The organism is Synechococcus sp. 60AY4M2, assembly GCF_002760375.1.
Lineage (GTDB): Bacteria > Cyanobacteriota > Cyanobacteriia > Thermostichales > Thermostichaceae > Thermostichus.
In genome coordinates this window covers 1,254,067-1,279,544 of sequence record NZ_AUMZ01000001.1, presented here as the reverse complement: position 1 = coordinate 1,279,544, position 25,478 = coordinate 1,254,067, and the positions used below count along the sequence as shown (strand labels likewise).

Below are 25,478 nucleotides of genomic sequence, written 5' to 3'. Positions count from 1 at the left end.
TCCGCCTGCCCTTGAACTCCTCCCAGCCGATCATCCTTGGTATATCGGGCGCCTCCGGGATGCTCTACGCCGTGCGCGCCCTACACGTTCTGCTCAGCCTGGATTACCGCGTCGAGGTGGTGGCCTCCAAAGCGGCCTATCAGGTGTGGCAAGGGGAGCAAGGGGTGCCGTTGCCGGCAGATCCCCAGCGGCAGGCCCAGTTTTGGCGGCAGCAGGCCGAAAGCGAGGGCGGATCCTTGGTCTGCCACCGCTGGCAAGATGTGGGGGCAACCATTGCCAGCGGCTCCTACCGCACGCAGGGGATGTTGGTGATCCCATGCAGCATGGGCACGGTAGCCAAGTTGGCCGCTGGGCTGAGCTCTGACCTGCTGGAGCGGGCGGCTGACGTGCAGCTCAAAGAAGGCCGCCGCCTGGTCATCGTGCCGCGGGAAACCCCCTTCAGCCTCATTCACCTGCGCAACCTGACCATCCTGGCAGAGGCAGGGGCGCGCATCGTCCCGGCCATTCCGGCCTGGTACCACCAGCCGCGTACCCTCTTGGACTTGGTGGACTTTGTGGTGGTGAAGGCCCTGGATCAGTTTGGCATCGACAGCGACCTCATCCAGCGCTGGCAGGGGATGCGTCAGCGTCAGATCCTCAAGCTGCCCCCCGAGGACTAAAGGGATCCCTTGGCCCTCATCCCTAGCCGCTTTCCCAACCGGAGAGGGAGGTTCCCACCTAGCGCGATCATTCATTCATACATAAGGTTTCACCGCTAGCAGGGAGGGCACTGCTGAACCTGGGCAGGGGAACTGGCTGGACTAGCCAGCCGCGGGATTCTTGCGAAGGTGGGTGGACAAGTTAGGGCAAGTCTCCAGGCTAGCTGCCCACTCACTAATGAGGGTGTTGACCCAGTGGGGCAGCTCGTCGTGAGCGCAGTGGCCCACCCCTGGCAGCTTCACCAACGTAAGAGCCGGCTGCCAGCGCTTAAACTGATCCGCCAAAAAGCTGGGCACCGCCGGATCTTCCTGGCCCCAGAGGAGGAGAATGGGCATCTTGAGCGTGGGCAACAGGCGCTTGGAACTGTCGAAGCGGCGGCAGAGAATGGCCCTCAGGCTATCCAAAAACACGTGGGCTGCCCCCGGCTCAAAGGCCGGCCTCTGGAAGATCTGCACCAGCTCCTCGTCCACCTGCTCGTCCCGCTTGTAGACATTTTTGATCCAGGCCCGCAGCACCTCGGTTTGTCGCAGCCAGTTAAACAAATGAGGATAGGTGAGCGGGCAGCCCAAAACAGCCAGGATCCCTTCGCAAAGGGCCTGCACCAACACATCCCAAGGAGGGGACAATTCTTCGGGGTGAGGCCCATCGGCACAACTGATCAAGCACAAACCCTTCACCATCTGGGGATAGCGGGCAGCCACAATCACCCCCACCAGGCCCCCAATGGAATGGCCTACCAGGAGGCTGGGCTGCTGGATGTGGGTTCGCCAAAACTCGTACACCTGCTCGACCCACAGATCGACGCTGTAGGCGATCTCCGGCTTGGCACTCTCGCCAAATCCCAGCAGGTCGAGAGCATAGACGGAGCGCTGGGATCCCAGAGGAACAATGTTGTGGCGCCAATGGCCCACCGAGGCCCCAAAGCCATGGATCAAGATGGCCGGAGCCGCCGTCAAGTTCACCTGGCCGCTGGCGGTTTGGGCGCGACTGGGGGTGTAGGTGAAATGAATAGGCCAGCCGCGCCAGAGCCAGGTTTGGGAATGACCATAGCGAGGAAGCCCTGAGACGGGATCCCTGCTGCCGACCGAAGAGGGGGGCGTCGCAAGGGAGGGGAAACCTGCCCCGCCGACAGCAGCAGAGGGAGAAGAAGAAGGAGGGTTATGTTCAGGCAAGGGAGGATTGACACTCCCACCGCCTAAAGGCGGGGGATTCTTACGCAGTCCACAAAAGAACCCATAACGGCGTTGTCAAAGCGCCTCTAGACAGTTCCTTAAGGCAAAGCCCCAAGGTTCTGCTTACTTCTCGCTCCAGAGGATTTGTTGCTGCTCGGGTTTTTCACCGTAGTTAGCGTTTTCCCCTGGTCTGGCTAGGATTATAGCAGTTAGCAACTAAAGTCGCTAGCGGGCTTTTCCGCCCCGCACTAAAGTGCGGGGCTACCAAGCTATCCTTTTGTATGTGACAACAGCAGGCCCACCTCCATCAGGATAGACCGATCTTAGCGGTTGCTGGAGGGCGTCTAGAGTGGACTGGAGGGGCGTTTCTCTCAGATAACCCTCTTGAGCGGCTTTTTCTGGACATTCCCCACCCCTTTTTCCAAACAAAACCGCTTGCGTCAACAGGATGGAGAAAACCCTCCTGCCAGATGTGGCTCTGCCTACCGATCCCATGATGGATGAAACAGCTTGGATAGACCCCATTACAGCGGCCAGCTTCCGCCAGATTGACCAAGAGATCGGCCCCCACCCCTGGCAAGGGATCCCCTATGAGATCGTGCGCCGCGCCATCCACGCCACCGCTGACTTCGAGCTGCGGGATCGCTTTGTGTTCAGCCCCACGGCAGTTGAGGCGGGACTGGCGGCCCTGCGGCAACGGCGGCCGCTGGTGGTGGATGTGCGGATGGTGGCCGCCGGGATCCAAGCTGGCCTCGCGGCGCAGGGGATCCCGCTCCATTGCGCTTTGGACTGGGCAGAAGAGCCTCTTGAAGCCGGGCAAACGCGCACGGCCCAGGGGATGGTCAAGGTAGCCCGGCGCTACCCGGAAGCGATCTTTGTCGTCGGCAACGCGCCCACGGCGCTGCTGGCGCTGGTGGAAGAGATGCGGGCCCAGCGGATCCGGCCCAGCCTGGTGATCGGGGTGCCAGTGGGCTTTGTGGCAGTGGAAGAGGCCAAACGGGCGCTAGCGCAAACGGATGTCCCCCAGATTCGGGTGGAGGGCCGCAAAGGCGGATCCCCGGTGGCCGCTGCCATCGTCAATGCCCTACTGCTGGCCGCCCGCCGGGATCCCATCCCCAACTGACTAGAATTGGAACGACATCTTCAGACCTTTCCCATGACCCCCGAACAAGAGGAGTGGCTGATCCGCAACCTTCAGCTTCAACAAGAACAGCTTCAAGAGATCCGAGCCGAACAGCAGAGAGCTGCCGAGCGGTTTGAGGCCCAGATGACGGAGATGCGGCAGGCCTTTGCAGCCCAAATTGCCGAGATCCGAGCCGAGCAGCAGCGGGCCGCCGAGCGTTTCTCCGCCGAGATCGCCGAGATCCGAACTGAGCAGCAGCGGGCTGCCGAGCGCTTTGAGGCTCAGATGACGGAGATGCGGCAGGCCTTTGCAGCCCAAATTGCCGAGATCCGGGCCGAGCAGCAGCGGGCCGCCGAGCGTTTCTCCGCCGAGATCGCCGAGATCCGAACTGAGCAGCAGCGGGCTGCCGAGCGCTTTGAGGCCCAGATGACGGAGATGCGGCAGGCCTTTGCCGCCCAAATTGCCGAGATCCGGGCCGAGCAGCAGCGGGCCGCCGAGCGTTTCTCCGCCGAGATCGCCGAGATCCGAACTGAGCAGCAGCGGGCTGCCGAGCGCTTTGAGGTCCAGATGGCCGCAATGCGAGCCGAGCGGCAGGCCATCGAAGCCCAGCTCCAGACCGAAATCCAGGAGATCCGGACGCTGATTCAGCACAACCAGGAGCGGATTCGCCAGAACGAAGAGCGGGGAGATGAGCTGGAGAGGGCCATCCAGGAATCCCGCCGCGATATGCAGGCCGGCTTTGCCGAGCTGAGGGAGGCGCAAGCCCTGATGATGGAGCAATTCCGGGAGCGGGATGGCCGCCTGATCGAGGCTCATCTGGGCTTTATTCGGGAAATGCGGGAGATGCAGCGGGAAGTGGCGGAGTTGCGCCTGGATTTTCTCAACCACATGCGCCAGTACCACCCGCCTGTCGAACGCTAGATGGCTACGACAACATCTGGCCGATCACCTCAGCTTGCGGTTATAGGGGTAGCAGCAGATGGCTCGGTGGCCTCTTGGGCGATTCCCCCCCTCTCCCAAGCGCAAACCTTGGCCGGGCCCTCCAGCTTGCTGCAGCACTTTGCTGACCATCCGGCCCGCCAGATCCGGCTTACTGGACCAGTGGAAAGTTGGATCCCGCTTTTGCAAAAGGAGCTGGCGCAGGGATCCCTGGTTTTGTTGGCCAGCGGGGATCCGCTGTTTTTTGGGATTGGGCGCCTGTTAACGCAGTACTTCCCGGCGGAGCAACTGGCCTTTTATCCCCAAGTCAGCTCAGTGCAGTTGGCCCTCAACCGCCTGCAGATCCCCTGGCAGGAGGCCACCATCCTCAGCCTGCACGGGCGGGGGGTGGAGCGGTTGCAAGACGCCCTTAGGCAGGGATCCCCTCTTATTGTGGCCCTGACCGATCCGGAGCACACCCCGGCGGCGGTGGCCCAGTTTATCGCCGACCTGCGGCTGCCGGTGCGCTACCAGGGCTGGGTGTGCAGCCAACTGGGATCCCCCCACGAGCAGATCCTGCCCCTGCAAGAAGGGGAGAAATCTGCCTTCCCCAGCCCCAACTTGGTGGTGTTGCGGCGCGTTGAGCCGGAACCGGATCCCCGCCGCTGGCCTTTGGTGGGGATCCCGGACGACCAGTTCCACACCTTTCCCGACCAGCCCGGCCTGATCACCAAGCAGCCCATCCGACTGCTCACGCTGGGGGCGCTGCAACTGCCGCGGCAGGGAGTGGTGTGGGATATCGGGGCCGGCACCGGTTCCGTAGCCGTGGAGATCGCCCGCCTCTCCCCCCAGCTCCAGGTCTATGCCATCGAGCGCAACGCCACAGGCATTTGTCTTATCCGGCGCAACCGCCAACGCTTCGATCTGGAAAACCTGCACGTGATCCCGGGGACAGCGCCCCGGGTGCTGGCCGACCTGCCGGATCCGGAGCGGGTGTTGCTGGGGGGAGGCGGCAAAGGGATCCGCGATCTGCTGCCGGCGGTGGCGGCCCGCCTGCGGCCTGAGGGGATCTTGGTGGCTAACTTCGCCACCCTGGAAACCTGCAGCGAAGCTCTGCAATGGCTGCGCTCGCGGGGCTGGCAGGTGCGGGTGGAACACATCCAGATCTCCCGTTCCACGGCCTTGGCCGAGGGCACCCGCTTTTCCCCGCTCAACCCCGTTTACCTGCTGCAAGGGATCCCTTCAAATTTGAGGTTGCAGTAACGGCCTCGTCGCCCTGCCCCCAGCTGGGGGCAATTTACCCCTCGTCCTCCTCATCGGTGGTGAAGCTCGGTCGGTACAGGTAGGAGGGGCGGTTGGTCTTCTTAATTTGATCCTTGATGGACTCCAGGTCGATGTAGCGATCCGCCAAGTTAATTAGCTGGTCGCTGGTCATCGAGCGCAGGCTAACTACCTCCACCCGCGCCCCTTGGTAGCTGACGGCATTGACTGCATAGGCCAGATCCCCATCGCCGCTCACCAGCACCGCCGTCTCGTACCAGCGCACCAGCGACAACATGTCCACAGCGATTTCCACATCTAGATTGGCCCGCTTGGAGCCATCGGGCAGTTGGGTCAGCTCTTTGGTAACCACACGGTAGCCGTTGCGGCGCATCCAGAGCAAAAACCCCTGCTGCTTTTCGTTGTTGCGATCGACGCCGGTGTAGAAAAAGGAGCGCAGGAGGGGAGAACGGCCGGTCAGCGTCTTCAGCAGGCGGGTGTAGTCGATCTCAATGCCCATCTGTAGGGCGGCATAGAAGAGGTTGGATCCATCGATAAAGATGGCCACGCGCCCACGGTCGTCCTGGAAGGGATCCGGGGGCTGAAAGCCGGGCTCAGGATCAAGACGCAACATTCGGGCTTTCTTCTCCAAGTTTTGGCAAAGGGATAGAAAAAGATAAAGTATTAAAAGCTATAGGAACAAGGCGTCGGCAAAAAAGGCCCTGGCTGGAGAGATACGTCATTTACCCTAGCGCAGGAAGCTCCCTCCACCCGGAAGACTTCCAAAATCCTAAAGAAAAATACTCACCGGAGGACGCTTGCAGATGCCCGCCCAAGAGGGGCCGCCCCCTTACTGTTTTTCCACCCCCTTGCGCAGGGGGGTGTTGCGCAGCCGCTACCGGCGCTTCTTTGCCGAGGTGGAGCTGGAAAATGGGCAACCGGTAACCGCTCACTGCCCCAACACCGGGCCGATGACGGGGGTTTGCCAGGTGGGAGCGCCTGTGTACCTCTCCTATCACCCCGATCCCAAGCGCAAATTGGCCTACACCTGGGAGATGATCCAGGTGGAAGGGGTGTGGGTGGGGATCAACACCGGCCTGCCCAATCGCCTGGTGGAATGGGGGCTGGCACGAGGGTGGTTTCCCCAATTGGCGGAGTTCTCCCGCTGGCAACGGGAAGTGACTTGCGGCAGGAGCAAAATCGACTTCCTGCTGATGGGAGACTCTGGCTTGGCCTACCTAGAGGTTAAAAATACCACTTGGGCCGTGGGATCCCGCGCCCTGTTTCCCGATACGGTGACGACTCGCGGCCAAAAGCACCTGGAAGATCTCATCGAGATCCGCCGGCAAGGGCAGCGGGCTCTGCTGCTGTATTGGATCAACCGCGCCGATTGCACCGAGTTTGCCCCCGGCGAAGAACGGGATCCCCGCTATGCCCATCTGTTTCGCCAGGCGCTGCAGGCTGGGGTTGAGGTGCTGCCCTACCGGATCGCGGTCTCGCCACAGGGGATCCGTCCGCTGGGTTTGGCCAAAATAGTGGCCTGAGCGTCGTCTTGGAAACCTGCTGCCATGCAAGTGGCCACCTGGAACGTCAACTCCATTCGCACCCGGCTGCCCCAGGTTTTGGCTTGGCTGGACAAGCAGGGATCCCTGGATGTGCTCTGCTTGCAGGAGACCAAGGTGGTGGATGCGGACTTTCCCCGCGCGCCCTTTGAGGAGCGAGGCTTTTACGTAGAAGTGTACGGGCAGAAAGCCTACAACGGCGTTGCCCTCATCAGCCGGGAGGTGCCGGAAAAAGTAGAGCGTGGCTTTGGGGCCCTGCTGCCGGCAGCGGCGGAGCTGGACGAGCAAAAGCGGCTGATCGGCGGCCTCTACCGCGGCATCCGCATTCTCAACCTCTACGTGCCCAATGGCGAGGCGGTGGGATCCGACAAGTACGCTTACAAATTGCACTGGTTGGCCCGCCTGAAGGATTACCTCAACATCGCCCTGGGCCAGGGGCAGCCCATCCTCCTCTGCGGCGACTTCAACATCGCCCCCGAAGACCGGGATATTTACGATCCCCGCAAAGCCGGGGAAATCATGGCCTCGGAGCCGGAGCGGCAGGCCCTGCGGGAGATCCTGGCTTTGGGGTTTGAGGATGCCTTTCGCAAATTCACCCCGGATCCCGGACATTTTAGCTGGTGGGACTACCGCGGGGGTGGGTTCCAGAAGAACCGCGGCTGGCGCATCGATCACTTCTACCTTTCCCCTCTGCTCCAGGACAAAGCTACTGCCTGCTGGATCGACGTCGAACCGCGGCGGGCACAAAAGCCCAGCGACCATGCCCCTGTGGTTGTGGAGCTGGCAATCTGAAATCCCCAGGCTGCTCGCTTGCCAATCCTTAATTTCAAGACAACAGCGGCCACCTGCGTTAGGCTGATAAGTGTTAACGAATGTATCGGGCTATCGCGATGGCGCTCTTTGGTTTTGGCAAATTGGGCAAGAAACTGACCCTGCCCACCCCGGAGGAGGCTTTGCCGGGCCGCTCCGAGCCAATGGCGATCGTTAACCGGCACTACGTCAAGGGCACGCCGCTAAAGCCCCCCTTTCCGGAGGGCATGGAGCTGGCCCTGTTCGGCATGGGCTGCTTCTGGGGAGCCGAGCGCAAGTTTTGGCAGTTGCCGGGAGTGTTCACTACTGCGGTGGGCTACGCCGGCGGGTATACTCCCAACCCAACCTATGAGGAGGTTTGCACCGGCTTGACCGGCCACAACGAGGTGGTGCGGGTGGTTTACGATCCGGCTCAAATCAGCTACCTGCAGCTTTTGAAGGTGTTTTGGGAAAACCACGATCCCACCCAAGGGATGCGGCAGGGCAATGATGTGGGCACCCAGTATCGCTCCGGCATCTACGTCTATTCCCAGGCCCAGCAGGAGCTGGCAGAAAAAACCCGCGATCTCTACCAGCAAGCCCTGAGCGCCCACGGCTACGGCCAGATCACCACTGAGATCCTGGACGCCCCAGAGTTCTACTACGCCGAAGACTACCACCAGCAATACCTGGCCAAGAATCCGCGCGGCTACTGCGGCTTGGGCGGCACCAAAGTTCCCTTGCCAGAGCTGGCTGCCGAGTCTGTTTGAGCCACACCCTGGCCGTCCCACCCTCACCCCCGGCCCCTCTCCCTGAGGGAGAGGGAAGTTAGAGCGGCGCGTTCGTGATGAGGTTGCCTAGCGATAAGGATCCCAAAGAAGGCCTAGAAGATGCGGCGGGAAGGGGATCCCCGCTCTAGCAGCTCCTTGGCCACCAGGGTCACCACTGCCAGCAAGGAGAGCACCACCGCTGCCGCATAGGCCGAGCCCGTGGCATAGCTGCGGTAGGCATCTTCCACAAACAAGGGAAGGGTCTGGGTACGGCCGATGATGTTGCCGGAGACCACGGCCACCGCCCCGAACTCCCCCATGGCGCGGGCATTGGTCAGGATGACGCCGTAGAGAAGGCCCCAGCGGATGTTGGGCAGGGTGATGCGCAAGAAGATCTGCCAGGAATTGGCCCCCAGCGTTTTGGCGGCCTCTTCCTCTTCGGTGCCGGCCTCTTCCAACACCGGCAGCACCTCCCGCACCACAAAGGGCAAAGTGATGAAAGCGGTGGCCAGCACAATGCCCGGAAAGGCAAAAATGACCCGCAGATTCCAGGATCCCAGCCAACCCTGACGGCCAAAGATCAGCACCAGCATCAGGCCGGCCACCACTGGCGAAATGGAAAAGGGCAGATCGATGAGGCTGAGCAGCAAGGCCCGCCCCGGAAAACGGCGGCGAGCCAGGGCCAAGGCGGCACAGAGGCCGAAAAGGGTATTGAGAGGCACGACAACCAAGGCAGTCAGCACCGTCAATCGGAGGGCACTGAGCAGCTCCCGCTCGGTCAGGTGCTGCAGAAAAGCTGGGATCCCTTCTCGAAACGCTTGGTAGAAGATGTTCACCACCGGGATCCCAAGCAGCAGGGCAATGTAGAGCCCGACAATGCCGATCAACAGGCCCGACAGCCAAGGGTTTGTCGATGGCTCCGGTTGGACCCCCGATATCCCGTCAGGTTTCATGGCGACTTCCCCAAGCTTGCAGAAGGTTAATCACCACCAGCGACAAGAAAGAGATCCCCAGCATCACTGTCCCGATTACCGTTGCCCCGGCATAGTCGTACTGTTCCAGCCGCTGGATCACCAGCACTGCCGCGATGAGATCCCGGAAGGGGATGCTGGAGGCGATGATAACGATGGAGCCATATTCGCCCACAGCGCGGGAAAACCCCAGGGCCACCCCGGTTAAAACAGCGGGCAAAATCTGGGGCAGCACCACCCGCCAGAAGGTCTGCCAGCGGGAGGCGCCCAAACTCCAGGCCGCTTCTTCCACCTCTTGTTCCAGCTCCTGCAGCACTGGCTGCACCGTCCGCACCACAAAGGGAAAAGAGATAAACAGCATCGCCACCCCCACCCCCAAGCGAGTGAAGGCAATGCGGATCCCCAAGGGGGCCAACAGGGATCCAATCCAGCCGTTGCTGCTGTAAACCGTCGCCAGGGTGAGGCCGGCAACAGCCGTGGGCAGGGCAAAGGGCAGATCGATCAACCCCTCGAGGAGCTTTTTGCCGGGAAAGGTGTAGCGCACCAACACCCAAGCCGTCAGGGTGCCCATTACACCATTCACTAAGGCCGCCAGCAGCGCAGTTACAAAAGTAACTTCATAGGCGGAGAGGGCCACCGGATCCGTCGCGATCCGCCAAAACTCCGCCCAGCCCACGCTGCTGGACTTGGCGATCAAGGCGGCCAGCGGCAGGGCCAACATCAGGAAGAGATAGCCCAAGCTCAGCCGCCACGGCCAAGACAGTTGAAACCCAGCTTGCTGCAACTTTCCTCAAGCTCCCAGCGACATCGGACTTCGTCCCGCCGTCGCCAGCGGGGTCATGGCAGTTTTCTTGTCGTTTTTTTTGAGGGGAAAGGCCTTGACCACCTTGGGACGGACATAGACCTGCTGCCCCACCTGCAGCGGCTGGCTGGCGTATTGATCCCGGCTCAGGTGGGCCCAGAGGGATCCGCCATCGCTCAAGACCAGCTCCGCCTGGATCTCCCGCCCCAGGTGGATGATCGCTTTTACCCACGCGGGGACGCCGCTGCTATTGGGGTTGACCTCGATCTGCACATCGTGGGGGCGCAAGAAAAGCTGGTGCGGGCCGGCCTGCGCCTCGGGAAGCTGGCAAGATAACAGGGAGCGGGGAGAGAGCTCGTTAACCGGGCCGATAAAGCTCATGACAAAGGGGGTGGCCGGGTGATCGTAGATCTCGGCAGGGGATCCCACCTGCTCGATCCGCCCCTGGTTCATGACCACGATCTGGTCGGCCACCTCCATGGCCTCCTCTTGGTCGTGGGTAACCAAGACGGTGGTGACGTGCACCTTGTCGTGCAGGCGCCGCAGCCACTGGCGCAGCTCCTTGCGCACCCTGGCATCCAGCGCCCCAAAAGGCTCGTCCAAAAGCAATACCTGCGGCTCCACCGCCAAGGCGCGGGCCAGGGCCACCCGCTGCCGCTGCCCCCCCGAAAGCTGCGAGGGATAGCGATCCCCAAACCCCGACAGTTGCACCAGCTCCAACAGCTCGTCCACCCGCGCCCGGATCTCGGCCCGCGAAGCTTTGCGGATCTCCAGGCCAAAGGCAATGTTCTGCCGCACCGTCATGTGCTTGAACAGGGCGTAGTGCTGGAAGACAAAGCCAACATTGCGCTCCTGGACGCTGGCGTGGGTGGCATCCCGACCGGTGAGGAAAATCCGCCCCGTGTCCGGCTTTTCTAGACCAGCAATGAGGCGCAAGAGGGTGGATTTGCCCGAACCCGACGGCCCCAACAGGGCGACCAGGGATCCCGTGGGAATGGTGAGATCCGTAGGGTGGAGGGCCTGAAACTGCCCAAAACGCTTCGATACCCCTGCGATGGTGATGCCCATAGGTTCTGCCTAGCTAAGGGTTGGCCGGACGGCGTTTCTGACGAAGGAGGGAGCCTCTAATCTACGGTAAACCTGTCAACAAACCGTTGATACAGCCCCCAGGATACCCCGAACGGGGAGAGGAAGACAAGGGATCGGTCTACAACTGGGCTTGGATGCGGTCAAACAAAGCCCCGTCGGCAAAGAAGCGGTTCTGGACAGCTTCCCAGCCGCCCAGGTCGGCGACAGTCACCAGATTTTTGATGGGAGGGTAGCGCCAGGCAAACTCTTGGGCCACCGTGGGCTCCACCGGCCGAAAACCCACCTCGGCAAAGGCCCGCTGCGCCTCGGGAGTAAAGAGGTAGTCCACAAAGGCTTCGGCCACGGCGCGGGTGCCCTTGCGGTCTACGTTGGCATCCACCACCGCTACCGGGTTGTCGATGGAAATGTTGGGATCCGGCACCACGTAGGGCAAGGGCTGGCCGCGCAAGCCCGCCAGGATCACCTCATGTTCGTAGGTGAGCAGGGCATCCCCCTGCCCTTTTTGGAAAAAGACATCCGTAGCCTCCCGCGAGTCCCGCGGCAGGACGCGGACGTTTTTGTAGACCTGAGTAGTGAAGGCTAGAGCCTGCGGCTCAGGGACAGCGCTCCAGAGGGCCAAAAAGTTCCAGCGGGCGCCCCCGGAGGTTTTGGGGTTGGCAGTAACCACCTGCAAGCCGGGCCGAGCCAGATCCGTCCAGGAGCGGATATCGTGGGGGTTGCCCTCCCGCGTTACCATCACCACCACCGAACGGGTGACGATCCCCTGGTTGGGTGTGCGACTTTCCCAACCCGGCCGAATCAGGCCGGCAGCCACAATGCGCTCCACATCCAGGCCTAGGGCCAGGGCCACCACATCGGCATCCAGCCCCTCGATGACCGCCCGCGCCTGCGTTGCCGAGCCGGCGTAGCTGCTTTCCACCCGCACCCGTTGTCCGGTCTGGGCCAGCCAATGGGCCTCAAAGGCAGGGATGATCTGGCGGTAGGCATCGCGGGTCACCGCAAAAGAAGCCAGAAGAATCCTCACTTCCCCGTGGGATCCCACCCCACAGCCACCTAGCCCCAGCAGAAGGAATCCCACCGCCAGCCACCGCCCCGCTCTCCCCCACCAGGCCACCGCGACGGGTGAAGGGATCCCCAATGGCTTCCCCGCTGCCCCTTCCATCTTCACCGCCATCCCCAAAAACTTCTCCACTTCTCCGTCCCTCACCCCCAACCCCTCTCCCAAAAGGCGAGGGGAGGTTGGAGGCTAAGGAACTATTCTACGGTAATCCAGTCGGCAAACCGTTTTTAGACCAGGGATCCCTAGGCGGGGCAGGGGGTGGGGGGCGCCGCGTCGGCAGCGAGATCCAGCGTGGCATTGAGGAGGCCGGGATCCTCCGGGGAGGGGAGCAACTGGAACCCTAGCCGCTTGCACAGGCGGCGCATGCCCTCGTTTTCGCTGAGCACCTCGCCGGCCAGACGCCGGATTCCTTCGCAGCGGGCCACCTGAATCAGGCGGGTCAAGAGCTCCGTGCCGATCCCCTGCCGTTGATAGGGATCCGCCACCAGCATGGCAAACTCCGCCTCTTCGGGGAGGCCGTGTCTTTTGGAGAGGCGGCTGATGCCGAGGATTGTGGCTTCTGGCTCCTGTTTTTCCGCCACCAGGGCGATCTCGCGGTCGTAGTCGTTGAAGCAGATGCGGATTAAGCGCTCGTGGGCGATGCGGGCGCTGTATTTGATGGGGTGGAAGTAGCGCAGGTAGATGCTGTAGTCGGAGACGTGGCGATGAAACTGGATTACCAGCGGCTCGTCTTCAGGGCGAATGGGGCGGATGGTGATGCCGTCCCGGAAGGGCCAGGTGTACTGGGTGGGATAGGGGCGGATGGCCAACGGCACCGGTGGTTCTTGCTCTGAGCGCAGAATGACGCGGGCATCCAAAGCCACCAGCCCCTCGCCCGAGGCCAGCAGGGGGTTGATGTCGATCTCCTTGATCTCCCGCTGTTCGGCCACCAGTTGGCTGAAGCGCACCAAAAGCTGTTCCAGCGCTTCCAGCTTGACGGCTCGGCGCCCCCGCACCCCCTTGAGGGCCTTGTAGATGAGGGTATTCTCCATCAGGCGCCGCGCCAAGGTGGTGTTGAGGGGGGGAAGGCCGATGGCGCGATCCTGGAACACTTCCACCAATTGGCCGCCGCTGCCAAACAGCAACACCGGCCCAAACTGGGGATCCTCGCTGCTGCCCAGGATCAGCTCGTAGCCGTCGGTGCGGATCATCGGCTGCACCGTCACCCCTTGGAAGTGCTGGGATCCGGCTTTTTCGGCAACATTGGTCTGGATCTGCCGGTAGGCCCGCCGCACCGACTCGGCATCGGGCAGGTTGAGCTGCACGCCGCCCACATCGGTCTTGTGGGTGAGGGTGTGGGAGTAGAGCTTGAGCACCACCGGGTAGCCGATTTGTTCGGCGGCCTCTACAGCCGCTTCCGAGCTCTCGGCCACCCGCGTGGGCACCACCGGGATCCCGTAGGCGGCCAGGAGCTCCTTGGACTCGACCTCGGTCAGGAGCGTGCGGCCTTGCCGCCGGGCTTGGCTGAGGATTGGCTGCACCCTCTCGCGCTCGACCGCTGTTGCAGGGGGCAGCGCGGGGGTTTCGTAGAGGGCCTTGAGGTTGTCGCTGAAGCGCCACAGATAGCTGAACACCCGCGCCGCCTGATCCGGATAGCGGTAGGTGGGGATCCCGGCCTGGTTGAGGATCTGCTCGCCGGCATCCACCAGGGCTCCCCCCATCCAACTGGCCAGGATGGGTTGGCGAGATCCGCTGCGCCGCCAGGTCTCCACCACTTTCTCAGCCGTGGCCGTGGGATCCGTCATGGCTTGGGGGGTGAGGATCACCAAACAGCCCTGGCTGGCGGGATCCCGCAACACGATCTCCAGCGCCTGGGCAAAGCGCTCCGGGCCGGCATCGCCCAGGATATCGATGGGGTTGCCGTGGCTCCAGTGGGGCGGCAGGATCTGGTTGAGCTGCTCCAGGGTTTGGGGAGAAAGCTGGGCCAGGGATCCGCCGGCGCGAATGAGGGCGTCGGTGGCCAGCACCCCTGGCCCGCCGGCATTGGTGAGGATGCTGAGGTGGGGCCCTTGCGGACGGGGCTGTTTGGCCAGCACCTCCGCCATGTCGAAGAGATCTTCAATGTGATCCACCCGCAGCACGCCGCAGCGGCGGAAGGCCGCATCCAAAACCGCGTCGCTGCCGGTGAGGGATCCCGTGTGGGAGGCCGCCGCCTGGGCCGCCGCCTGGGTGCGCCCCGCCTTGATGACGATGATGGGCTTGCTCAGCGCCACCTCGCGGGCCGCCGACAAAAACGACCGCGCATCCCCGACGGATTCCATGTAGAGGACGATGCTGTGGGTATGGGGATCCTGGCCCAGGTAGTCGATGAGATCCCCCCAGCCCACATCCAGCATCGATCCCAGGGAGATAAAGGCGCTAAAGCCGACATTTTCCTGCAGGCTCCAGTCTAGGATCGAGGTGCAGAGGGCCCCGCTTTGGCTGATAAAGCCCACGTTGCCGGGCCGGGCCATCTGGGCCGCAAAGGTGGCATTTAGGCCCGTGTGGGGGTTTTGGATCCCCAGGCAGTTGGGGCCAATCAGGCGCAGCTTGCCGCGGGCAGCCTCTTGGATGGCCTTTTCCAGCTCCAGCCCCTCGGGGCCGATTTCCTTAAAGCCCGCCGAGAGGACAATAGCTCCCTTGACGCCGGCCTCGACGCATTCTTGAATAACCGCCGGCACCCCGGCTGCCGGGATGGCGATGATGGCCAGATCCACCGGCTCGGGCAAGGCGGAAAGCCGCTCGTAGGCCCGGATGCCCAACACCTGGTGCCGCTTGGGGTTGACCGGGTAGACCGTGCCGCCAAAGGGATGGCTAATGAGGTTCCACAGCAGCGTGCGCCCAACACTGCCCTCGCGCTCTGTTGCCCCCACCACGGCCACCGAGCGGGGCAGAAAAATGGGAGCTAAGGGGTGGGATCTGGCCTTCCAGATGTCGAGGCTGGGATCGGGGCGGTGCAGCGTAGCCATAGCCGTTGCCAGGGTGGGGGTCACGTTTTGGCTGGGAGCAGAAAGGCGGCTCTTAGGCCAGAGCCGGCTCCGGCTGGTGGTAGAGGGCAGCCTCCACCCGGCAGCCCCGGTAGGCCAAGACGTACAGCTCCTTCATGTCCTGAATCAGCGGGTAGCGGGGGTTGGCGCCGGTGCATTGATCATCGAAAGCCTGCTCCGCCATCGCCTCCAGACGGTCGTAGAACGCCTGCTCGCTCTCGCTGAGGGCCTCGCGGATGGTAGCCGGGATCCCTAGCTTCCGCTTTAGCTCCTCGATAGCCTCAATGAGGCGCATGACCTTTTCATCGTCATTGGCCCCGCCCAACTGCAGGTAATCGGCAATCTCGGCATAGCGGTGCTTGGCGTTGGGGTAGCGGTATTGGGGGAAGATGGCCTGCTTAAAGGGGGCGTCGGTGGCGTTGTAGCGGATGACGTGGGTAATCATCAGGGCATTGGCCAGGCCGTGGGGCAGGTGGAAGGTGGATCCCAGCTTGTGGGCCAAGGAGTGGCACACCCCCAAAAAGGCGTTGGCAAAGGCCATGCCGGCAATGGTGGCGGCGTAGTGGACTTTTTCTCTGGCTTCTGGATCTTCGGCCCCCTTCTCGTAGGCCCGCGGCAGGTAGGTCATCAGCAGCTTAATCGCCTGCAGCGCCAGCCCATCGGTAAACTCGCTGGCCATCACCGAGACATAGGCTTCCAGGGCATGGGTAAGGGCATCGAGGCCGCCGTAGGCGGTTAGCTTCTTGGGCATCTTCAAAGTGAGATCCGGATCCACGATGGCCATGCTGGGGGTGAGGGCGTAGTCGGCCAGTGGGTACTTGATCCCCACCCGGTCGTCGGTGACTACGGCAAAGGGCGTCACCTCGGATCCCGTCCCGGAAGTGGTGGGGATGCAGACCAGTTGGGCCTTTTGCCCCAGCGGCGGCAGCTCGTAGACCCGCTTGCGGATGTCCATAAAGCGCGTGGCCAGGCCTTCAAACTCCACCTGCGGCTGCTCGTACATCAGCCACATCACCTTGGCCGCGTCCATCGGGGATCCGCCCCCCACGGCGATGATCACATCCGGCTGGAATTGGCGCAACTGCTCCAGGCCGCGGTTGACGTTGCTGAGGGTGGGATCCGGCTCCACGTCGTGGTAGACATCCCACTTGATCTGCAGTTCGTCCAAAACCCGGGTAACCGCCTGCAGCACGCCCAGCTCGAAGAGGGGCCTATCGGTAACCAAAAAAGCCCGTTTTTTGCCGGCCAACTCCCGCAGCGCCACCGGTAGACATCCCGGCTTGAAGTAGATCTTGGGCGGCACCCGAAACCAGAGCATATTTTCCCGCCGGTAGGCCACCGTTTTAATGTTGAGCAGGTGGCGCGGCCCCACATTGTCCGAGACCGAATTGCCCCCCCAAGTGCCACAGCCTAGGGTGAGCGAGGGATCCAGCCTGAAGTTATAGAGATCCCCAATTGCTCCCTGGGAAGAGGGGGTGTTGATCAGCACCCGCGCTGTTTGTAGGGCATTTTCAAAGTAGGCAATATCGTCCCGATTGGCGGGATCGGTATACAAAACAGAGGTGTGACCCCGCCCACCGAAATTGACCACTTGGACGGCCATATCGACAGCGCTGGGGAAATCCTTGGCGCGGTAGAGGGCCAAAACAGGAGCCAATTTTTCGTAGGAAAACGGCTCTTCGGGCCCCACCTTCTCCACTTCCCCAATCAGCAGCTTGCTGCCTTCGGGTACCTGGATCCCGGCCAGAGCAGCGATGGTCTGCACCGATTGGCCAACAATAGCTGGATTGAGACGGCCATCCTTGAGGAGAATGCGGCGCACCGCTTGCGTCTGTTCCGGATCCAAAAAGTAGGCCCCTCGATGGCAAAACTCCGCCTTCACCTGCTCATAAACGGCCTCCACCACGATCACCGCCTGTTCCGAGGCGCAGATCATGCCGTTGTCAAAAGTTTTGCTGAGCAAGATCGAGCTGACGGCTGTGGGAATGTCGGCGCTGGCGTCGATCACCGCCGGCGTGTTGCCCGCCCCCACACCCAGCGAGGGGTGGCCGGAGGAATAGGCCGCCTTGACTAGGGCGGGGCCGCCGGTGGCCAGGATCAACTTCACCTCCGGATGTTGCATCAAAGCCTGAGACAGCTCGATGGTGGGCTCGTCGATCCAGCCGATCAACCCCACAGGCGCACCGGCTGCCTCAGCCGCCTCCTTGACCACCTTGGCCGCGGCAATGGTGCATCGTTTGGCGCGGGGGTGAGGGGAAAAGATGATGGCGTTGCGGGTTTTCAGGGTGATGAGAGCTTTGAAAATGGTTGTCGAAGTGGGGTTGGTGACTGGCACAATGCCCGCCAAAAGCCCCACCGGCTCGGCAATGCGCTCGTAGCCAAAACTCTCGTCCCGCTCGATGACGCCACAGGTTTTCTCGTGTTTGTATTTGTTGTAAATGTATTCAGAGGCAAAGTGATTTTTGATCACCTTGTCTTCCACAATCCCCATGCCGGTCTCTTCCACGGCCAGCTTGGCCAGCGGGATCCGTTCGTTGTTGGCGGCCAGGGCAGCTTTGTGAAAGATCCGATCCACCTGTTCCTGGGTGAAGGTGGCATACTCAGCCTGGGCAGCTTTTACCTGTTGGATCAGAGCTTCCAGTTCCTCGAGGTTGGTGACAGGCATAGGTGGATCCTCCAAAATTACATCCATACAGGTTAAAAGTTGAGGCAACCGTTAGAAATTGCTGCAAGACTCCATGGGCCTGCTGACCGGCTAAGCGCCAACAGGCGCGGGAACCTGGATCTCAGTGGTCATTTTTGGGGGATGGGTAAGGGTGTTGTGGATGATGCACGCATCGACTGCCTTTTCCAACCCTTTTTGGTGTTTTTCGTCGAGCGGGATCCCACTTTTCACCCGAATGCAAATGTTGTCTAGGCGGGCAGGGTGCTCGACTTTATCTGCGGTAACAACCACTTCCAGCCCTTTGGGATCCAACTGCCGCGCTTCCAAATACTTGACGGCATAGAACCCCACACAAGCACCCAAAGAGGCCAAAAACCACTCCGGCGGCGTCATTCCCTGATCTTGGCCGTGGTTGTCCAAAGGCTGATCGCTGAGGATGCGATGGCCGCGGCTTTGGGCTTGAAATTGAACGCCATTTTGGTAGGTTACGCGCACTTCCACCGGGGATCCCTCCTCATTTTTGGAGCTACCAGAGTTGGCAAGCTGCTAGACTATTGGGTTCAACTAAGTTCAACTTAGCATTACCTTGGAGACAGCCTAAGGACTTTAGAGATGACTTTGGGATCAGGCTGGCTCAAGTCAGAATTGGCTCTAGTTTTGTTGCTGTCGCTCCAGCGATAAACTAAACTGCCACCAATCCCCGCTCGCGAAAGATCTGCAAAGCGTGGTTGATCTGTTCCGGGGTGGGCGGCTGAACATCGCTGAGGGTATAGGGCAATCCCAACTGCTGCCATTTGTATTCCCCCATCTTGTGAAAGGGCAAAACTTCCACCCGCTCCACGTTGGAGAGCGTGGCCACAAACTCGGCCAAGCCCTTGATGTTTTCCTCGGGATCTGTTAGCCCGGGAACGAGGACAAAACGAATCCAGGTGGGCTTGTGAATCTGATCCAAATAGCGAGCCAGATCGAGAGTGGGCTGCAGCGAAACGCCGGTAACTTTGCGATAGAGCTCCGGCAGATAGGACTTGATATCCAGTAGCACCAAGTCTGTATGGGCCAACACCGGCTTGGCCACGCCCAAGGGCGCATAGCCGGAAGTATCTAGAGCCGTGTGCAAGTCCAGCTCATGGCAGCGGCGGAAAATCTCCGCCACAAAGTTGGGCTGCATCAACGGTTCCCCCCCGCTGGCCGTGACTCCCCCGCCCTTGAGGTAGTAGTTGCGGCAGCGCTGGATCTCCGCCATGAGGGAGTCCACTGTCACCACCTGGCCAGCATTGGGATCCCGACAGTCCGGATTGTGGCAGTACAGACAGCGCAGAGGACAGCCCTGCAGGAAGATGACAAAGCGGATCCCTGGCCCATCTACCGTGCCACAGGTCTCGACCGAGTGAATGCGGCCGGTTATCGGCGTCAAGGGGTTGAGCGGGGTATCCATACTTCTATCCTCAACAGCTTTTGCAAAATATCAATTAATCTTGAGGTTTTCTTCCCAATTGCTGTCTATGCTGCGCACACCATGGTTTTGTCTCTTTTGAGATTTGGGCTTTACCCGAACTGGGTTTTGCTTAACAGTTGACAACCCCTGGAAAGACCCCCCTACTGGGAAACACCTGCCGAGATGTTGTGCAGGCGATGGGCTTTGGGATCAAAGCCCGCCGGGAAATGGGTATAGGCATCGTAATCGGCGTGATCCAGCAAAGCCCCCTCCAAGAGGGCACCGCGGAAATCGCTGCCGAAAAGCAGGCATCCCCGCAGATCCGCTCCCGATAGGTTGGCGCCGGTGAAATCGGCAAAGCTGAGGTCACACCCCCGCAGGTTGGCGCCTGCCAGGTTGGCCCCTCTGAAATCAGCAGAGCGCAGGTCGGCACCGGCTAGGTGGATGCCCCGCAAGTCGGCCTGGGGCAGCTCGATCCCCTGGAAATCGCGCCGTCCCGCCGCGTAGTCTCTCACCAAGTCCAAAACGCTATAGCTCATCGAACCTCCTTGCTTGGGGAGGGGGATCCCTTCCCTCGACCCTGCTACGGGCAGCCTTCCGGGATCCCCCACTCCGCCGTTTTCCGTTAGAAGTGTTGGTGGAAGGTGCGGTTAATCACATCCAGTTGTTGCTCGCGGGTGAGCTTGATGAAGTTCACCGCGTAGCCAGACACTCGGATGGTGAGCTGGGGATAGAGCTCGGGGTGCTCCATGGCGTGCAGCAAGGTCTCGCGGTTGAGAACGTTCACGTTGAGGTGAAAGCCGCCATCCCGCATGTAGCCGTCCAGCAGCCCCACCAGGTTGGCAACCCGCTCCTCGGCGGTGCGACCTAGGGCCGCCGGCACAATCGAGAAGGTGTTGGAGATGCCATCCAGGGCGTCGTCGTAGGGCAGCTTGGCCACAGAAGCCAGCGAGGCCACCGCCCCCTTGGTGTCCCGGCCGTGCATGGGGTTGGCCCCCGGCGCAAAGGGCTCGCCGGCCCGCCGCCCATCGGGGGTGTTGCCGGTTTTTTTGCCGTAGACCACGTTGGAGGTGATGGTGAGGATGGACTGGGTGGGGATGGCGTTGCGGTAGGTCTTGTGCTTGCGCAGCTCCGCCATGAAGGTCTGCACCAATTGCACCGCCATCTGGTCAACCCGGTCGTCGTTGTTGCCGTATTTGGGGAAGTCCCCCTCCACCGCGTAATCCACCACCAGGCCGCGCTCGTCCCGGATAGCCCGCACCCGCGCGTACTTGATGGCCGAGAGGGAATCCGCCACCACCGACAGGCCGGCCAGGCCAAAGGCCATGGTGCGCAGCACGTCCCGGTCGTGCAGGGCCATCTCCAGGCGCTCGTAGCAGTACTTGTCGTGCATGTAGTGGATGATGTTCATGGTGTTGACGTAGGTCTTGGCCAGCCAGGCCATCATCTGCACCAGGCGCGGCCACACCTCGTCATACTCCAGCACCTCAGAAGTAATGGGGGCATAGGCCGGGGCCACCTGCTCGCCGGAGATCTCGTCCCGGCCGCCATTGATGGCATAGAGTAGGCACTTGGCCAGGTTGACCCGCGCCCCAAAAAACTGCATCTGCTTGCCGATGCGCATGGCCGACACGCAGCAGGCGATGCCGTAGTCATCCCCCCAGTAGGGGCGCATCAGGTCGTCGTTTTCGTACTGGATGGAGCTGGTTTCGATGGAGACCTTGGCGCAGTAGCGCTTGAAGGCTTCCGGCAGCCGCTCCGACCAGAGCACCGTCAGGTTGGGCTCCGGTGCCGGCCCCAGGTTGTAGAGGGTATGCAGCATGCGGAAGCTGGTCTTGGTAACCAGAGGCCGCCCATCCAGCCCCATGCCGCCGATGCACTCGGTTACCCAGGTGGGATCCCCGCTAAAGAGCTCGTTGTACTCCGGCGTGCGCAAAAACCTGACCATGCGCAGCTTCATGACAAAGTGGTCGATGAGCTCTTGGGCCTCTTCCTCGGTGAGGATCCCGGCCTGCAGATCCCGCTCGATGTAGATGTCTAGGAACGTGGAGACCCGCCCCAGGGACATGGCAGCGCCATTTTGCTCTTTGACGGCTGCCAGGTAGGCCAGGTACAGCCACTGGATGGCCTCGCGGGCGTTGCTGGCCGGACGGCCCAGGTCAAAGCCGTAGCTGGCCCCCATTTCCTTGAGCTCGTGTAGGGCTTTGATCTGCTCCGAGAGCTCCTCCCGCAGGCGGATGGTTTCTTCATCCATCGTGTCCAGGTCGAGGCTGGCTTTTTGCGCCTCCTTGTCCTCAATCAGCCGATCCACCCCATAGAGGGCCACCCGCCGGTAGTCGCCGATGATGCGGCCCCGCCCATAGGCGTCCGGCAAGCCCGTGATGATGCCAGAGCGGCGGCAGCGGCGCATCTCCTCCGTGTAGGCGTCGAAAACCCCGTCGTTGTGGGTCTTGCGGTACTTGGTAAAGATTTCCTTAACCTTTGGATCCAGCTCGTAGCCGTAGGCCTTGAGGGCCGTCTCCACCATGCGGATGCCGCCGAACGGCATAATGGCCCGCTTCAGGGGCTTGTCGGTCTGTAGGCCTACAATTTGCTCCAGCTCCCGGTCGATATAGCCCGGCGGGTGGCTGGTGATGCTGGAAGGAAGGTCCGTGTCGGCATCCAAAACCCCCCGCTCCCGCTCCAGCGCCATCAAATCCTTAACCTTGGCCCACAGCCGCTGCGTGCGTTCGCTGGCCGGCGCCAAGAAGCTTTCGTCGCCGGTGTAGGGAGTGTAATTGCGCTGAATAAAATCTCGGACATCAATGCAGCGTTGCCACCGTCCCGGCAGAAAATCTCTCCCAATCGTTTGATCGGATACTTTGCGTTCTGTGGTTTTTTGGGCCTTCGATTCTGTAGATAAAGCTACAGAACGCTGCGCGCTTGCTATCATAACAATCCTCCCGGCTATTACGCCTAACAACTCCGCCAATAGGCTGGCGACAGGGCGAGGCGACGCCTCAGCAGCTGCCAAAAGCTACAACAATCTTTGCAAAAGGGAAGGTCTAGCCACTCACTTGAGGGACAGCTTTTAGCAACTCTGCTGTTTCTTTTTTTAGATGTTGGCCCTACACCTCGCCCACTTCAATTTTAGTCTCTTGCCCTGGGAAGATGTTTTTGTGGGCGCATTTTTAACCGTGTTTTTTAATGTTGTCTTAAGAGTTTGCTGGAAAGAGTTTTGACCTTTTCCCTCGCCGAAGGGCCGACCTATGCTGAGGTAGGGCAGCCCCGGTTGCCCCACCAGAAGACCTGGTGTTCGCGTTAGCAGTGCGTTTTCTATGAAGTTTTCTATGAACCCGTCCATTCGAATTGTCCAAGGGATCCACCACCTGCACTTCTACCTTTGGGATCTGCCCCGTTGGCGGGAACACTTTTGTCGGGTTTGGGGCTTCCGGGTGGCAAGCGACGCCGGCAACACCCTGGAGCTGGAGCAGGGATCCCTGCGCTTGCGCCTGTCTCAGCCGGCACGGGCGGGGGACGAGGTGGACCGCCATTTGCAGCGGCATGGGCCGGGGGTGGTGGATGTGGCCTTGGCGGTGGGAGAGCAGGAGCTACCGGCCTTGGCGGAGCTGTTGCGGGGCCGAGGCGCCCAACTGGCGTGGATCCCGGCAGCAGCGGCGCTCTGCCTCCACACCCCCTACGGGATCCGGCATTCTCTGATCCCTGGCCCCTTGGATGCCGCCCCTGCCGAAGCGGGCCTGTTTTCCCACTGGGATCACGTGGTGTTGAACGTGGAGCAGGGATCCCTGCAGGCGGCAGCCGACTGGTATGGGCGGGTGCTGGGCTGGCGGCGGCTGTACCGCTACAGCATCGGCACCGCCACCTCCGGCCTGGAAAGCGTGGTGGTGGGGGATCCGGAAGCGGGGATCCAATGGGCCATCAACGAGCCCACCTGTGCCGCTTCCCAGATTCAGGAGTTTTTGCATGCCCATGGCGGCCCGGGCATTCAGCACGCGGCGCTGCACAGCTCAGACATTGTTGCCAGCCTGCGCCGGTTGCGGCAGGGGGGAGTGGACTTTTTGCAAGTGGCGCCGCAGTACTACACCAGCCTGGAAAGGGAGCTGGGGTTGGCGCTCCGTTCTGCCCTTGGGCAGGCCATCTCCTGGCAAGACCTGGTGGAGCAGCAGATCCTTCTGGATGCTACCCTGCCCGCTTCTGATGGCCAGGATCGCCCCCTTCTGCTGCAGACCTTTACCCAGCCCCTCTTTGGTCGGCCCACCTTTTTCTTTGAAGTCATTCAACGGCTAGGCGGGGCCACGGGCTTTGGCGAGGCCAATTTTCAGGCTTTGTTCGAGGCCCTGGAACGGCAACAGCGACAGCGACACCAGGCGCTGACCCCTTAGCTACAGCCGGCAGGGATCCGGAAAACTTTTCTCGGTTCCCTGGAAGTTTTATCCCAATAGTAAATGGCTATAGCTAAGAGTTCAGAGCAGTTGGGCGGCGATTGCTCTCAACAGGTGATTTTGGTCGATGGGCTTGGTTAAGTAGGCATTAGAGCCAAGCCGCAGCCCTTCTTCCATGTCTTCTCGGCTGGTTTTCGAGGAGAGAAAGACAAAGGGGATGTGGGCAGTGGACCGATCCCATCTCACGGCATCTAACACTCCATAGCCGTTCAGCTTGGGCATGACCACATCGCACAACACCAAATCCGGCAGGAGAGCGTGCACCATCTGTAATCCTTCCTCCCCATCGCTGGCCGCGACAGTGTCGTACCCAGCTCGTTGCAACACTTTCTGCAAATAGGTGCGGATGGCGGGTTCGTCTTCAATCACCAAGATGCGTTTGGACATGTGGCTTCGTAAAAAAGCAAACAAGAAACCCCCAATCCCTTGGGCTGGCCGTCGGCTTCCTGGAACAACCGAGAGCCGAGTTGATGCGGGAACGAACAGGGAAGCTACAGAGACAGCATAGAAAAACTCTGGGGAAAAAAGCTCCGCCAAATGGCTCATTCTGGTACCCTAACCCTCTGCAAAAATCCTGATACGGTGCAGAACCCCTTTCCTCATCCGCGGATTTGCGGCTATGGTCATTTCAAATAGCAATGCAACGTTTATCCCTAACTCCCCTCTCCCAGAGGGAGAGGGGCAGGGGGGTGAGGGTCTTATTCCGAGGTGAGTTGTCGCTCCATCAGCCTGGCCAGGGCAGCAGTGGGGGTGGTCTGTCCTTGCAACAACCGATGCACCTCCTGGGTGATAGGCACCCGGATGTTGTGTTGGGCGGCGATCTTGACCACGACAGGAGCGGTGTAAACTCCTTCGGCAGTGCCCTCGATTTCAGCCAGAACCTGGGACAAAGGCCTACCTTGGCCCAACCCGTAGCCCACCTGGTAGTTGCGGCTCAGAGGACTGTGACAGGTGGCCAGCAGATCCCCCAGGCCTGAGAGGCCGTTGAAGGTCTCAGGCCGCGCCCCTAAGCGGGATCCCACCCGGATCATCTCTGCCAAGCCGCGGGTAACCAGGGCAGCCCGAGCATTGGTGCCCAGGTGCAGCGCATCACACACCCCCACGGCGATGGCGATAACATTTTTCAGGATGCCTCCCAGCTCCACCCCCAGCGGATCGCTGCTGGTGTAGAGGCGAAAGCGCTCTGAAGCCAGGGCATGCTGCACCTGCACGGCTGCCCAGAGATCCCGGCTGGCTACCACTGCTGCTGCCGGCAAACCCTGGCGGATCTCGGCGGAAAGGTTAGGCCCGGAGAGCACCACCAACGGCTGGGTGGGGAAGGCAGCCCCCCAGATTTGGGCAGGAGTCAAAAGTTGGAGCGGATCCAGTCCCTTAGTGGCTGAGACCAAAATAACCTGCGGTGGGATCCCCACCTGGCGCACAACCTCGGCCACGGGGCGCACCCCTGCCATCGAGACTGCCGAGATGAGGATTTGGGATCCCTGGAGCACCTCTTTGAGATCCAGATCTTTGCGCCGGTCCCAAACCTGCACTCGGTGCCCCTGGGCCTGGGCCAGCAGAGCCAGCGTACTTCCCCAGGCTCCCGCCCCTAGAATGGCGATCTTCTGGGGGGATGTTGTGTTAGTTTTCATCTGACCTTTGCAGCCGCAGCTTCTCTCCCAGGATGCCTTAAACTCCCCGTTAGCAAGAGAGCGACAAAGGTTAGTATGGTTGGAT

Annotated in this window: 22 protein-coding genes; 8 read left to right on the top strand and 14 right to left on the bottom strand. The window is 61.3% G+C overall.

Annotated features, from left to right (window positions below; translation table 11 throughout):
* Window positions 1–11: 11 nt before the first annotated feature.
* Window positions 12–659: a flavin prenyltransferase UbiX gene (locus SYN60AY4M2_RS05600; protein ID WP_011429365.1), complete on the top strand. Its 648-nt coding sequence runs from the start codon at window positions 12–14 to the stop codon at window positions 657–659.
* Window positions 660–800: 141 nt separating this feature from the next.
* Here SYN60AY4M2_RS05600 and SYN60AY4M2_RS05595 read toward each other — a convergent pair whose 3' ends face one another.
* Complete coding sequence (locus SYN60AY4M2_RS05595) at window positions 801–1,871, bottom strand: alpha/beta fold hydrolase (RefSeq protein ID WP_099812469.1); 1,071 nt, start codon at window positions 1,869–1,871, stop codon at window positions 801–803.
* A gap of 496 nt (window positions 1,872–2,367) precedes the next feature.
* Here SYN60AY4M2_RS05595 and SYN60AY4M2_RS05590 point away from each other — a divergent pair, with 496 nt between their 5' ends.
* The 3 genes from SYN60AY4M2_RS05590 to cbiE are packed head-to-tail and all read left to right on the top strand — an operon-like array spanning window position 2,368 to window position 5,175.
* Entirely contained in the window at window positions 2,368–2,994 is a 627-nt protein-coding gene (locus SYN60AY4M2_RS05590; RefSeq protein ID WP_049749809.1) for a cobalt-precorrin-8X methylmutase, read from the top strand.
* A 33-nt stretch (window positions 2,995–3,027) separates the two neighbouring features.
* A complete protein-coding gene (locus tag SYN60AY4M2_RS05585) occupies window positions 3,028–3,915 on the top strand; it encodes a hypothetical protein (protein WP_228375411.1) in 888 nt (295 codons plus the stop codon).
* Window positions 3,916–5,175 (top strand): precorrin-6y C5,15-methyltransferase (decarboxylating) subunit CbiE, encoded by a 1,260-nt coding sequence (gene cbiE / locus SYN60AY4M2_RS05580; protein ID WP_099812468.1) that lies wholly within the window; start codon window positions 3,916–3,918, stop codon window positions 5,173–5,175.
* A gap of 34 nt (window positions 5,176–5,209) precedes the next feature.
* Here cbiE and SYN60AY4M2_RS05575 read toward each other — a convergent pair whose 3' ends face one another.
* The gene (locus SYN60AY4M2_RS05575; RefSeq protein ID WP_011429371.1) at window positions 5,210–5,806 is read right to left on the bottom strand and encodes an NYN domain-containing protein; all 597 of its coding nucleotides are present in this window, start codon (window positions 5,804–5,806) and stop codon (window positions 5,210–5,212) included.
* A 190-nt stretch (window positions 5,807–5,996) separates the two neighbouring features.
* Between SYN60AY4M2_RS05575 and sfsA the strand changes: the two genes are divergently transcribed.
* The 3 genes from sfsA (at window position 5,997) to msrA (ending at window position 8,293) form a co-directional block, all read left to right on the top strand.
* The gene (sfsA, locus tag SYN60AY4M2_RS05570) at window positions 5,997–6,716 is read left to right on the top strand and encodes a DNA/RNA nuclease SfsA (protein ID WP_011429372.1); all 720 of its coding nucleotides are present in this window, start codon (window positions 5,997–5,999) and stop codon (window positions 6,714–6,716) included.
* A 24-nt stretch (window positions 6,717–6,740) separates the two neighbouring features.
* On the top strand, window positions 6,741–7,526 hold the full coding sequence (gene xth / locus SYN60AY4M2_RS05565) for an exodeoxyribonuclease III (protein ID WP_099812467.1): 786 nt from the start codon (window positions 6,741–6,743) through the stop codon (window positions 7,524–7,526).
* 98 nt (window positions 7,527–7,624) lie between these two features.
* The gene (gene msrA / locus SYN60AY4M2_RS05560) at window positions 7,625–8,293 is read left to right on the top strand and encodes a peptide-methionine (S)-S-oxide reductase MsrA (protein WP_099812466.1); all 669 of its coding nucleotides are present in this window, start codon (window positions 7,625–7,627) and stop codon (window positions 8,291–8,293) included.
* 113 nt (window positions 8,294–8,406) lie between these two features.
* Here the strand turns inward: msrA and cysW are convergent, their stop codons facing one another.
* The 10 genes from cysW to pflB form a co-directional block, all read right to left on the bottom strand.
* The gene (cysW, locus tag SYN60AY4M2_RS05555; protein WP_099812465.1) at window positions 8,407–9,246 is read right to left on the bottom strand and encodes a sulfate ABC transporter permease subunit CysW; all 840 of its coding nucleotides are present in this window, start codon (window positions 9,244–9,246) and stop codon (window positions 8,407–8,409) included.
* Entirely contained in the window at window positions 9,236–10,048 is an 813-nt protein-coding gene (cysT, locus tag SYN60AY4M2_RS05550; RefSeq protein WP_099812464.1) for a sulfate ABC transporter permease subunit CysT, read from the bottom strand. Before cysT ends, cysW begins: the two co-directional genes overlap by 11 nt.
* A 6-nt stretch (window positions 10,049–10,054) precedes the next feature.
* A complete protein-coding gene (locus SYN60AY4M2_RS05545; protein ID WP_099812463.1) occupies window positions 10,055–11,134 on the bottom strand; it encodes a TOBE-like domain-containing protein in 1,080 nt (359 codons plus the stop codon).
* A gap of 139 nt (window positions 11,135–11,273) precedes the next feature.
* Window positions 11,274–12,362 (bottom strand): sulfate ABC transporter substrate-binding protein, encoded by a 1,089-nt coding sequence (locus SYN60AY4M2_RS05540; RefSeq protein ID WP_240527742.1) that lies wholly within the window; start codon window positions 12,360–12,362, stop codon window positions 11,274–11,276.
* A gap of 95 nt (window positions 12,363–12,457) precedes the next feature.
* On the bottom strand, window positions 12,458–15,202 hold the full coding sequence (locus SYN60AY4M2_RS05535) for a bifunctional acetate--CoA ligase family protein/GNAT family N-acetyltransferase (protein ID WP_099812462.1): 2,745 nt from the start codon (window positions 15,200–15,202) through the stop codon (window positions 12,458–12,460).
* A gap of 52 nt (window positions 15,203–15,254) precedes the next feature.
* Window positions 15,255–17,885: a bifunctional acetaldehyde-CoA/alcohol dehydrogenase gene (adhE, locus tag SYN60AY4M2_RS05530; RefSeq protein ID WP_099812461.1), complete on the bottom strand. Its 2,631-nt coding sequence runs from the start codon at window positions 17,883–17,885 to the stop codon at window positions 15,255–15,257.
* Window positions 17,886–17,975: 90 nt separating this feature from the next.
* Window positions 17,976–18,386, bottom strand: a complete 411-nt coding sequence (locus SYN60AY4M2_RS05525; protein WP_011429381.1) for an OsmC family protein — start codon at window positions 18,384–18,386, stop codon at window positions 17,976–17,978.
* Between the two features lie 181 nt (window positions 18,387–18,567).
* A complete protein-coding gene (gene pflA / locus SYN60AY4M2_RS05520; protein WP_011429382.1) occupies window positions 18,568–19,320 on the bottom strand; it encodes a pyruvate formate-lyase-activating protein in 753 nt (250 codons plus the stop codon).
* Window positions 19,321–19,481: 161 nt separating this feature from the next.
* The gene (locus SYN60AY4M2_RS05515; RefSeq protein ID WP_099812460.1) at window positions 19,482–19,859 is read right to left on the bottom strand and encodes a pentapeptide repeat-containing protein; all 378 of its coding nucleotides are present in this window, start codon (window positions 19,857–19,859) and stop codon (window positions 19,482–19,484) included.
* Window positions 19,860–19,945: 86 nt separating this feature from the next.
* Window positions 19,946–22,252: a formate C-acetyltransferase gene (gene pflB, locus SYN60AY4M2_RS05510; RefSeq protein WP_206336814.1), complete on the bottom strand. Its 2,307-nt coding sequence runs from the start codon at window positions 22,250–22,252 to the stop codon at window positions 19,946–19,948.
* Window positions 22,253–22,637: 385 nt separating this feature from the next.
* On the opposite strand from pflB, the gene SYN60AY4M2_RS05505 reads away from it, so the two are divergent.
* A complete protein-coding gene (locus SYN60AY4M2_RS05505) occupies window positions 22,638–23,702 on the top strand; it encodes a VOC family protein (RefSeq protein ID WP_240527741.1) in 1,065 nt (354 codons plus the stop codon).
* Window positions 23,703–23,783: 81 nt separating this feature from the next.
* Here the strand turns inward: SYN60AY4M2_RS05505 and SYN60AY4M2_RS05500 are convergent, their stop codons facing one another.
* Both SYN60AY4M2_RS05500 and SYN60AY4M2_RS05495 read right to left on the bottom strand, forming a co-directional pair.
* Window positions 23,784–24,149 (bottom strand): response regulator, encoded by a 366-nt coding sequence (locus tag SYN60AY4M2_RS05500; RefSeq protein ID WP_099812459.1) that lies wholly within the window; start codon window positions 24,147–24,149, stop codon window positions 23,784–23,786.
* Window positions 24,150–24,460: 311 nt separating this feature from the next.
* Window positions 24,461–25,393 carry an NAD(P)H-dependent glycerol-3-phosphate dehydrogenase gene (locus SYN60AY4M2_RS05495; protein WP_099812458.1) on the bottom strand — a complete coding sequence of 311 codons (933 nt, stop codon included), beginning with the start codon at window positions 25,391–25,393 and terminating at the stop codon, window positions 24,461–24,463.
* Between the last annotated feature and the right edge of the window lie 85 nt (window positions 25,394–25,478).